The following is a 9,085-nucleotide window of genomic DNA, read 5'->3' as shown; positions in this document are numbered from 1 at the left end:
CAGCCCGCACAGGTCTCGGCGGTCTCGCACGGGTCGTCCACCACCCGCTTCAAGGCAACGTTACGCATCTGCCGGCCAGCGGCCGGCACTACCGGGCTACTTGCGGGTGTAATGGGCGACCAGACGATCGCCCAGCATCTGCAGCAGCTGCACCAGCACCAGCAGCAGGACCACGGTGACCAGGGCCACGTCGGTGTGCGAGCGCTGGTAACCATCGCGGAACGCCAGATCACCCAGGCCGCCGGAGCCGATGGCACCGCCCATGGCGGTAAATCCGATCAAGGCCACGGTGGTCACCGTCGCCCCGGCAATCAGGCCCGGACGCGCTTCAGGCAGCAGCACACGGCTGACCAGCTGCCAGGTCGTGGCACCCATCGCCTGGGTCGCTTCGATGACGCCACGATCCACTTCACGCAACGCGGTTTCCACCAGGCGCGCGTAAAACGGAGCGGCACCAATGACCAGCGGCACGATGGCGCCGCGCACCCCCAGCGAGGTTCCCATCAGGAACAGCGTGACCGGGATCAGCACGATCATCAGGATGATGAAGGGCACCGAGCGCAGCAGGTTGACCACCAGCGCCAGCACGCCATAGGCGAACGGGCGGCGCTTCATCTGCGGCGCACCGAACAGGTACAGCAGCACGCCCAGCGGCAGACCGATGGCCAGGGTCAGCGGCAGCGAACCCAGCAGCATCAGCAGGGTGTCGAGGGTAGCCTGGCCGATATCGGCCCACTTGCCTGCATCCAGGTGGCGGAAGAAGCCTTCAGCAGTGGCGACGATCATCGGCGCAGTTCCTCAACGTGCACGCCGGCCGCCACGAACGCGGCCTGCGCGGCGGACTGGTCACCGCCCACCAGGGCGACCACCAGCTGGCCATACGGGGTGTCCTTGATCCGGTCGATGCGGCCGGACAGGATGTTGTAATCGACGCCCGTCTGCCGTGCGACGCTGCCCAGCAGCGGTTCGTAGGTATCGCCGCCGAGGAAGGTCAGGCGCACGATGCGGCCACCGACCACGTCGAAATCGCGGTGCAGCGTGCCTTCGTCCACATGCTCCGATTCGCTGACGAAACGGCGCGTGGTCGGATGCTGCGGGTGCAGGAAGACCTGGGTGACCGGGCCGGTTTCCACCAGCTGGCCAGCATCGAGCACGGCCACGCGGTCGCAGACGCGGCGGATCACATCCATCTCATGGGTGATCAGCACGATGGTCAGGCCCAGCTCGCGGTTGATCCTGGACAACAGCGCCAGTACGGACGCAGTGGTCTGCGGATCCAGCGCACTGGTGGCTTCATCGCACAGCAGGATCTGCGGGCGGGTGGCCAGCGCACGGGCAATGCCCACGCGCTGCTTCTGGCCGCCGGAAAGCTGCGCCGGATACTTCGCCGCGTGGTCCTGCAGGCCGACAGTCTGCAGCAGTTCGGCCACGCGCACATCGATCTCGGCCTTGGCCACACCTGCCAGTTCCAGCGGGAAAGCCACGTTGCCGGCCACGGTGCGCGAGGACAGAAGGTTGAAGTGCTGGAAGATCATGCCGATGCGCCGGCGCAGCGCGCGCAGCCCATCGGCATCCAGCGCGGTGATGTCCTCGCCGCCGATCAGCAGGCGGCCACCGCTGGGTTCTTCCAGGCGGTTGATCATGCGGATCAGGGTCGACTTGCCCGCGCCGGAATGGCCGATGATGCCGAACACCTCGCCGGCCTCGATGGTCAGGTCCAGCGGCTGCAGCGCGCTCACTTGGCGGCCGGCAACGGCATAGGATTTGTGCAGGCGCTGGAACTCGATCACGGGCGTGGCTCACCGGCGGGGCGATGGAAGGGGCGTGCAGCCTACCAGCGCCGGCGGTTCCGCGCCTGCGCCTTGGGCCAGAATGTTATTCCTTTTGGTTCTAAGGATGCCGTGAAGCCTCGCAACCGGTAGTGCCGGCCGCTGGCCGGCATCCGCAGCGAACCCGCCAGCGCAAGGGGTTGCCGGCCAGCGGCCGGCACTACCCTGGGTACGTGGGGGTCAGAGCCCCTGCGGGGATCCGACCCACGATCACGGGTGATCCAGCGGCTTCGGCGGCTGCACCCGGTTCAGGCGCTCGCGGTGCAGCAGGTACAGGCCCGAGGCCACGATGATGGCCGCGCCGGCCCAGGTGTAGCCATCAGGCAGCTGGCCCCAGAACGCCAGATCCCAGCCGATCACCCAGACCAGGCCGCTGTACTCCAGCGGCGCGATCATCGAGGCCTCGCCCAGCTGGAAGGCGCGGGTCAGGGCGATCTGGCCCAGTGCGCCGGCCAGGCCCATGCCGGCAATCAGCGGCGCGTGGGCCAGCTGCAGCGGCACCCAGCCCGGCAGCGCCAGCAGGCCCGCGCCGATGGCCATGATGACCAGGAACCAGACCACCATCGACTGCGAGGTATCGGTGCGGGTGAGCAGGCTCACGGTGATCGCCGCGATGGCGTAGGCGGTGGCCGCCGCCAGCACCATCAGGCCGGGAATGGAAATGAAGCCATCCACGCCCGGACGCAGCACCACGATCACCCCCAGCAGGCCGACGCCGATGGCCACCCAGCGCCGCGGCCCCACCCGCTCGCCCAGCAGCGGCACCGACAGCGCGGCGATCAGCAGCGGTGCGACGAAGTAGATGCTGTAGGCGGTGGACAACGGCAGGTCGCGCAGGGCGAACACGAAGCAGCCGATCATCGCCATGCCCAGCCCGCCACGCAGCAGGTGCAGGCCCCAGCGCCGGGGAATGAGCGAACGCGGGCCGGCGCTGGCCAGTACCCAGACCAGCACGAAGGGCAGCGAGGCCGCCCCCCGCAGGAAGGTGACTTCCAGCGACGGATAGCTGGCCGACAGCTGTTTCATGCCCGCATCCATCAGCGAGAAGCAGGCCACGGCGGCGACCATCCAGGCCACCGCGCGCGAGGGGGAGCGTTGCGCGTTCATGGCCCATTATCGCCGACCACGCGGTGCATCGGGCACCGTGCACGGGCCTGCGCGATACAATGGCCACCACTGAATTCCGCGGAGCCACGCCCATGCCTTCCTTCGACGTCGTGTCCGAAGTCGACACCCACGAACTGACCAACGCCATCGACCAGGCCAACCGTGAACTGGCCACGCGCTTCGACTTCAAGGGTGTGGACGCCAGGTTCGAGCGCGATGGCGATGTCATCAACCAGACGGCACCGACCGAGTTCCAGCTCAAGCAGATGAACGACATCCTGCGCGCCCGCCTGGCCGCGCGCGGCATCGACGTGCTCAGCCTGGAATTCGGCGACATCGAGACCAACCTGGCCCAGGCCCGGCAGAAGATCACCGTCAAGCAGGGCATCGAGCAGAAGATCGCCAAGAAAATCGCCGCTGCGCTGAAGGAAGCGAAGCTGAAGGTGGAAAGCCAGATCAACGGCGACAAGCTGCGCGTGCAAGGCAAGAAGCGCGACGATCTGCAGGACGCCATCGCGGTGCTGAAGGCCGGCAAGTTCGAGCTGCCGCTGCAGTTCAACAACTTCCGCGATTGATGACCCGCCGCCGGGCATGGCCCGGCGCTACCGGGATGACGCGCGATGGATGACCCGCCGCGCCCCGGGCTGCAACGGTAGCGCTGGGCCATGCCCGGCGTGCTGCAGGGTCAATCGCGCAGCAGCTTGTACAGCGTGGTGCGTGAAATACCCAGCTGGCGAGCCGCCAGGCTGAGATTTCCCTCGGCCGCCTGCGCCGCACGCCGCGCCGCTTCGCGCTGCTGGTCACGCAACGAGGCATCCTGCACCGGCGGCACGGGTGCCGATGCCACCACGCGCGTGCGCGGCGCACGCGGTGCGCGCAGGTGCTGCAGGTAGACCGCACTGCCCTCACCCAGCCGCACCCGGTGCGCAGGCCCCGGCTGCAGCAGCCGACGACGCTGCGCCGCACTGGCACCGGCAAACACCGTTTCCATCGACAGCAAGGGCAACGGTCCCCGTCGCGGCAGGCCCAGCAGACGACGTGCAACGCGGTTGGCGGCGCGCAGCTGCCCGTCCTCCTGCACCGCCAGCAATCCCTGCAGCGGCGTGGCCAGCCAGCGCGGATCGTGCTGCACGGCCAGCAGGTGCATATCGTCCAGACTCTGGAACAGCCGGTTCTCGCTGGCCAGCGCCGCCTGCCGGAAGTAGCCCTGCAGCAGCGCAGGATCACGCTCGCCCAGCCCGGTGATGTCGATCGCCCCGCAGACCTGGCCGTCCAGATCGTGCAGCGGCTCACTCAGGCAGAACACTGGCGCGAAGCGCTGCAGGTAATGTTCATTGCCGCGTACCAGCGCCGGCATGTCGTCGGCCAGGCTGACCGCTGGCGCGGTGGTGCCGATCTCTGCTTCGCCCAGCCGCCGGCCGACCTGGATCGGCCGCAGCAGCGGCGCATCCTCCAGGCCATGCGCCTGCTGGGCGATCACCAGGCCGTCGCGGTTGGCGCAGAACATCGTCCAGCCACGCCCACCGAAGGCCGCCCACAGCTGTTCCAGCTCGGGCTGCACGCAGCGCGCGAGACGCCGGTCCTCGGGATCGCGCAGGCGCAGGCCATCGCCCTGCAATGGCGGGTAATACGGTTCCTGCCCCGGCAGCACACCGGCCGCGCGCGAACGCTGCCAGGAGTGCTGCAGCGGCAGCGGCAACACCGCCAGGGAGTGCACATCGCCCTCGGCGAACGCCGCGCGTGCGGCGACCAGCTGTTGTTGCCCGACTGTCGTGGCCATCATCGAAGCAGGGTACACCTGCGGATGCTATGGCTGCGTTACGCCCTGGCAACGGAATGTTGCCGTTTTCCGGCCCAGTGCCGGCCAGCGGCCGGCACCTACCAACAGCAGCATTGCCGGCCAGCGGCCGGCACTACCGGAGGTTACGCGGCAATGCGCAGGATCGGCTTCAGGGTGATGCCCTTGGTGCTGTCCTCGGCCGCCTGGTTGATCTGTTCCAGTGGGTAGAACTTCACCAGCTTGTCGAACGGGAACCGCCCCTGCTGGAACAGCGTCACCAGCTGCGGGATGAACACCTGCGGCACGCTGTCACCTTCAACGATGCCACGGATGCTGCGACCGCCCAGCAGCAGGTTGTTCACATCAAAGCTGGCGGTGGTGCCCAGCTTCGGTGCCCCCACCACGCCCATCATGCCCAGCCCGCCCAGCGCCTCGACGCCGGCCGACAGCACCTCCGGGCGGCCGGTCGATTCCAGCGCGAAGTCCGCACCGCCACCGGTGATCGCACGCACCGCCTCGATCACATCCACCTCGCGGCTGTTGACCACATGGGTGGCGCCCAGTTCCAGTGCCAGTTCCAGCCGCGACGGCACCACGTCGATGGCGATGATGGTGGTGGCACCGGCCACCTTGGCTGCCATCACCGCACTCAGCCCCACCGCGCCGGCACCGTAGCTGGCGAAGCTGCTGCCCGAGCGCACCTTCAGCGAATTGAGCACCGCACCGGCACCGGTCTGGATGCCGCAGCCAAGCGGCCCCAGCAGTTCCAGCGGTGCGTCGTCGGGCACCTTGATCGCGTTGATCTCGCGCGCAATGGCGAAGGTGGCAAACGAGGACTGCGCGAAGAAATGATCGTGCAGCGGCTGGCCCTGCGCGTCGGTGATGGCGGTATGGCCGTGGCCGTCGTCGCCACCGAAGTTGAGCCCGAAGAAATCCTTGCAATAGGCACCGTGGCCGCCGCGGCAGGGATTGCAGTGGCCGCAGGCGCCATAGGTCAGCACCACGTGGTCGCCCACCTTCAGGTCGCGCACGTTGGGGCCGACCGCTTCGACGATGCCCGCGCCTTCATGGCCGAGCACCGCCGGCAGCGGCACCGGGTAGTACTGGTCACGCACGATCAGATCGGTATGGCACAGGCCGGTGGCCACCACCTTCACCAATACCTCGTCGTCCTGCGGGCCGCGCAGCCGCGCCTGCTCGATGACAAAAGGTTGTTCCTTGCCGCGCACCACGGCGGCGGTGATCTCACGCGTTGCGGTATTGTCGTTCATCGTGATGGTTCCTCCGGTCAGATTGGATAGGCGGGCGCTTCGCCCTTGACGGTCAGCCACTGCCACTGGGTGAACTCTTCCCAGTTGGCCGGGCCGCCGATGCTGGTGCCGTTGCCGGACGCACCGACGCCGCCGAAGGGATTGATCACTTCGTCGTTCACCGTCTGGTCGTTGATGTGCAGCAGGCCGGTGCGCAGGCGCTCGCCCAGCTTCAGCGCGCGGCCGACATTGCTGGACACGATGGCCATCGACAGGCCGTACTCGCTGTCGTTGGCCAGCTGCACCGCCTGGTCGTCATCATCGAACGGCACCACCACGGCCACCGGCGCGAAGATCTCCTCGTTGAACGCCGGGTTGTCGGCGGCCACGTTGCCGAGCACGGTGGGCGCGAAGAACAGGTCCTGGTGGGTGCCGCCCGCTTCCAGCGTTGCACCGGCCTTGACTGCATCAGCCACCACGCGGGCGGCATGGTCGCGCTGGGGGGCGTTGATCAGCGGACCGATCGCCACGTCTTCTCGCGCCGGGTCACCCACCTTCAGCGACTTCGCTTTGGCCACCAGTTTTTCCAGGAAGGCGGCATGGATTTTCCTGTGCACCAGCACGCGGCCGGTGGCCATGCAGATCTGGCCCTGGTGCAGATACACGCCCCAGGCGGTGTTGGCTACGGCCAGGTCGAGGTCGGCGTCGTCGAGGATGATCAGCGAATTCTTGCCGCCCAGTTCCAGCGACACCTTCTTCAGGTGCTTGCCCGCGGCTTCGCCGACCTTGCGACCGGCGGCGGTGGAGCCGGTGAACTGGATCATCGCCACGTGCGGGTCGCTGGTCAGTGCCGCACCGGCAGCGCCATCACCGGGCAGCATGTGCAGCACGCCTGCCGGCAACCCGGCCTGCTCGAACAGCCGCGCGATGACCGCGCCACCACACACGGCCGTGCGCGGGTCCGGCTTGAGCACCACGGCATTGCCCAGGGCGATGGCCGGTGCCACGGCACGCATGGCCAGATACAGCGGGAAATTGAACGGTGAAATGACACCGACCACGCCCAGCGGGCGGCGGCGGGCCAGGTTCAACCGGCCGGGTTCGGACGGCAGGATCTCACCCGTGCTGCGCGAGGGCAGCGCGGCCGCTTCGTGCAAGGCCTTGATGGTCACCTTGGCCTCGAAGCCGGCCTTGAGGCGGGTCGAGCCGCTTTCACGCACCAACCAGTCCACCAGGGTGTCGAAGTTGTCTTCGGCCAGCCGCGCGGCCTGGCGCAGTACCTGCGCGCGCTGCTCGTAGGGTGCGGCGGCCCATTCACGCTGTGCCTGCGCGGCGGCGGCGGCCGACGTGGCGACCTGGGCTGCGTCGGCCAGGCCGACCTCGCCGAGGGTCTGGCCGGTGGCCGGTTCGATCACCGGCTGGCGCTGGCGGGCGGCCTGCCACTGGCCGTCGAAGAAGGCACCGGACCAGAGTTCGTCCGGCAGCCACGGGGAAGATGCAGTCATGGGTGTCCTCCTGTGTCGTGCCCCATTGCACGCCCGGCCCGCTGCATAGGCAATCGGCCATCGGTGCGACATCGGCAAGGGGTTGAATGGATGGGACTTTCCAGCATCGTCGGTGTCCAGTTCGTGGACAGTGAACAGCGCGGCGGTGACCGCACGCCTACAATGGCGGCCCCCGCCAGCCGATGCGCCCGCCATGACCGACACCGCCCTGCCCACCGACGACCCCATTGCCGCCACCCGCCTGTGGCTGGAACGCATCGTGATCGGCCTGAACCTGTGCCCGTTCGCCAAGGCCGTGTACGTGAAGGACCAGGTGCGGTTCGTGCTCAGCGATGCGACCACGCCCGAGGCGCTGGTTGAACAGCTGGCCGAGGAACTGGTGCTGCTGCGCGACACCCCGGCCGAACAGATCGACACCACGCTGATCGTGCACCCGCAGGTGCTGACCGATTTCCTCGACTACAACGATTTCCTCGACAACGCCGACGCGGCGATCGAGGCGCTGGACCTGCAGGGCATCCTGCAGGTGGCCAGCTTCCACCCCGATTACCAGTTCGATGGCGTGGCCACCGACAATGCCAGCAACTACACCAACCGCGCGCCCTTCCCCACCCTGCACCTGCTGCGCGAAGAGAGCGTGGAGCGCGCGGTGGACGCTTTCCCGGACCCGGACGTGATCGTGGAACGCAACATCCAGACCTTGGACCGGATTGGCGTGCAGGGCTGGTACCGCCGCCTGCGCGGGGAAGACCTGTCGTGAGGGCGGCCCCGCCCATCGCCGCGTGGCCGGCGGCGCCGCTGCAGGGCAAGGTGGTGCTGGTGACCGGCGGCGCCAACGGCATCGGCCGCGGCATCGCGCAGGCGGTGCTGGGCGCTGGCGGCCGCGTGCTGATCGGCGATCTGGACGGGGAAGCGGGCCAGGCCTGCCTGGACGAATGGCAGCGTGGCAACGATGCCGCGTTCCAGCGCCTGGACATCACCGACGAAGCCAGCGTGCGCGACTTCATTGGCGTGGCGCAGCAGCATTTCGGCCGCATCGATGGCCTGGTGAACAACGCCGGCATTGCCGGGCCGCACGGCACCACGCTGGAAAACATGGGTTGGGACGAATGGCAGCGGCGATTGTCTTCGCTGCACGGTGCATTCCTGTGCAGCAAGCACGCGCTGCCGGCGCTGAAGGCCAGCAAGGCCGGCTCGATCATCAACGTGGCCTCCACCCGCGCCTGGCAGTCGGAAGCCAACAGTGAAGCCTACGCAGCCGCCAAGGGCGGGTTGGTAGCGTTCACCCATGCACTGGCAATCAGCGCCGGCCCGGCGGTGCGGGTGAACAGCATCAGCCCCGGCTGGATCGGCACCACGGCCTGGCAGGCGCCCTCGCGCCGGCATGCGCCGGACTATTCGCCCACCGACCACGGCCAGCACCCGGTCGGCCGTGTGGGGAAACCTGAGGACATCGGCGCGCTGGCGGTCTACCTGCTGTCGTCGCTGTCCGGCTTCAGCACCGGCCAGGATTTCATCGTCGACGGCGGCATGACCCGGAAGATGATCTACGCCGAATGAAAAAAAGGGGACGGAGGGGATTAAGTCGTTTGTGCACAAACGACTTAATCCCCT

Annotated in this window: 9 protein-coding genes; 3 read left to right on the top strand and 6 right to left on the bottom strand. The window is 68.0% G+C overall.

The genetic code is table 11. From position 1 onward, the window contains the following. Positions 1 to 96 precede the first annotated feature (96 nt). From ACQKDV_RS16355 to ACQKDV_RS16345, 3 genes are all read right to left on the bottom strand, one after another. Positions 97 to 786, bottom strand: a complete 690-nt coding sequence (locus tag ACQKDV_RS16355; RefSeq protein ID WP_427785119.1) for a methionine ABC transporter permease — start codon at positions 784 to 786, stop codon at positions 97 to 99. Continuing rightward, the gene (locus ACQKDV_RS16350; RefSeq protein ID WP_427785118.1) at positions 783 to 1,790 is read right to left on the bottom strand and encodes a methionine ABC transporter ATP-binding protein; all 1,008 of its coding nucleotides are present in this window, start codon (positions 1,788 to 1,790) and stop codon (positions 783 to 785) included. Before ACQKDV_RS16350 ends, ACQKDV_RS16355 begins: the two co-directional genes overlap by 4 nt. A gap of 249 nt (positions 1,791 to 2,039) precedes the next feature. Beyond that, positions 2,040 to 2,936, bottom strand: a complete 897-nt coding sequence (locus ACQKDV_RS16345; RefSeq protein ID WP_427785116.1) for a DMT family transporter — start codon at positions 2,934 to 2,936, stop codon at positions 2,040 to 2,042. A gap of 92 nt (positions 2,937 to 3,028) precedes the next feature. On the opposite strand from ACQKDV_RS16345, the gene ACQKDV_RS16340 reads away from it, so the two are divergent. Continuing rightward, positions 3,029 to 3,511: a YajQ family cyclic di-GMP-binding protein gene (locus ACQKDV_RS16340; protein WP_164136587.1), complete on the top strand. Its 483-nt coding sequence runs from the start codon at positions 3,029 to 3,031 to the stop codon at positions 3,509 to 3,511. A gap of 110 nt (positions 3,512 to 3,621) precedes the next feature. On the opposite strand, the gene ACQKDV_RS16335 is transcribed toward ACQKDV_RS16340, so the two are convergent. From ACQKDV_RS16335 to ACQKDV_RS16325, 3 genes are all read right to left on the bottom strand, one after another. After that, complete coding sequence (locus ACQKDV_RS16335) at positions 3,622 to 4,719, bottom strand: helix-turn-helix domain-containing protein (RefSeq protein WP_427785114.1); 1,098 nt, start codon at positions 4,717 to 4,719, stop codon at positions 3,622 to 3,624. 140 nt (positions 4,720 to 4,859) lie between these two features. Beyond that, complete coding sequence (locus ACQKDV_RS16330; RefSeq protein WP_427785113.1) at positions 4,860 to 5,987, bottom strand: NAD(P)-dependent alcohol dehydrogenase; 1,128 nt, start codon at positions 5,985 to 5,987, stop codon at positions 4,860 to 4,862. A 17-nt stretch (positions 5,988 to 6,004) separates the two neighbouring features. After that, the gene (locus ACQKDV_RS16325) at positions 6,005 to 7,471 is read right to left on the bottom strand and encodes a benzaldehyde dehydrogenase (protein ID WP_427785111.1); all 1,467 of its coding nucleotides are present in this window, start codon (positions 7,469 to 7,471) and stop codon (positions 6,005 to 6,007) included. A 193-nt stretch (positions 7,472 to 7,664) separates the two neighbouring features. Between ACQKDV_RS16325 and ACQKDV_RS16320 the strand changes: the two genes are divergently transcribed. Together ACQKDV_RS16320 and ACQKDV_RS16315 are read left to right on the top strand one after the other, a co-directional pair. Next, positions 7,665 to 8,231 carry a DUF1415 domain-containing protein gene (locus ACQKDV_RS16320; protein ID WP_427785109.1) on the top strand — a complete coding sequence of 189 codons (567 nt, stop codon included), beginning with the start codon at positions 7,665 to 7,667 and terminating at the stop codon, positions 8,229 to 8,231. After that, on the top strand, positions 8,228 to 9,031 hold the full coding sequence (locus tag ACQKDV_RS16315; protein ID WP_427785108.1) for an SDR family oxidoreductase: 804 nt from the start codon (positions 8,228 to 8,230) through the stop codon (positions 9,029 to 9,031). The genes ACQKDV_RS16320 and ACQKDV_RS16315 overlap by 4 nt, the downstream gene beginning before the upstream one ends. Positions 9,032 to 9,085 lie beyond the last annotated feature (54 nt).

The sequence above is a fragment of the Stenotrophomonas sp. NPDC077659 genome (assembly GCF_050268705.1).
In the GTDB taxonomy this organism is placed as follows: Bacteria; Pseudomonadota; Gammaproteobacteria; order Xanthomonadales; family Xanthomonadaceae; genus Stenotrophomonas.
Note: the sequence above shows the minus strand (reverse complement) of the source record. Positions and strands in the feature narration are given on the sequence as shown.

Bases quoted from the DNA above. Each gene is read 5' to 3' on its own strand.
- ACQKDV_RS16320 (WP_427785109.1), top strand. From the start codon at position 7,665: ATGACCGACACCGCCCTGCCCACCGACGACCCCATTGCCGCCACCCGC.
- ACQKDV_RS16355 (WP_427785119.1), bottom strand. From the start codon at position 786: ATGATCGTCGCCACTGCTGAAGGCTTCTTCCGCCACCTGGATGCAGGC.
- ACQKDV_RS16325 (WP_427785111.1), bottom strand. From the start codon at position 7,471: ATGACTGCATCTTCCCCGTGGCTGCCGGACGAACTCTGGTCCGGTGCC.
- ACQKDV_RS16330 (WP_427785113.1), bottom strand. From the start codon at position 5,987: ATGAACGACAATACCGCAACGCGTGAGATCACCGCCGCCGTGGTGCGC.
- ACQKDV_RS16335 (WP_427785114.1), bottom strand. From the start codon at position 4,719: ATGATGGCCACGACAGTCGGGCAACAACAGCTGGTCGCCGCACGCGCG.
- ACQKDV_RS16340 (WP_164136587.1), top strand. From the start codon at position 3,029: ATGCCTTCCTTCGACGTCGTGTCCGAAGTCGACACCCACGAACTGACC.
- ACQKDV_RS16345 (WP_427785116.1), bottom strand. From the start codon at position 2,936: ATGAACGCGCAACGCTCCCCCTCGCGCGCGGTGGCCTGGATGGTCGCC.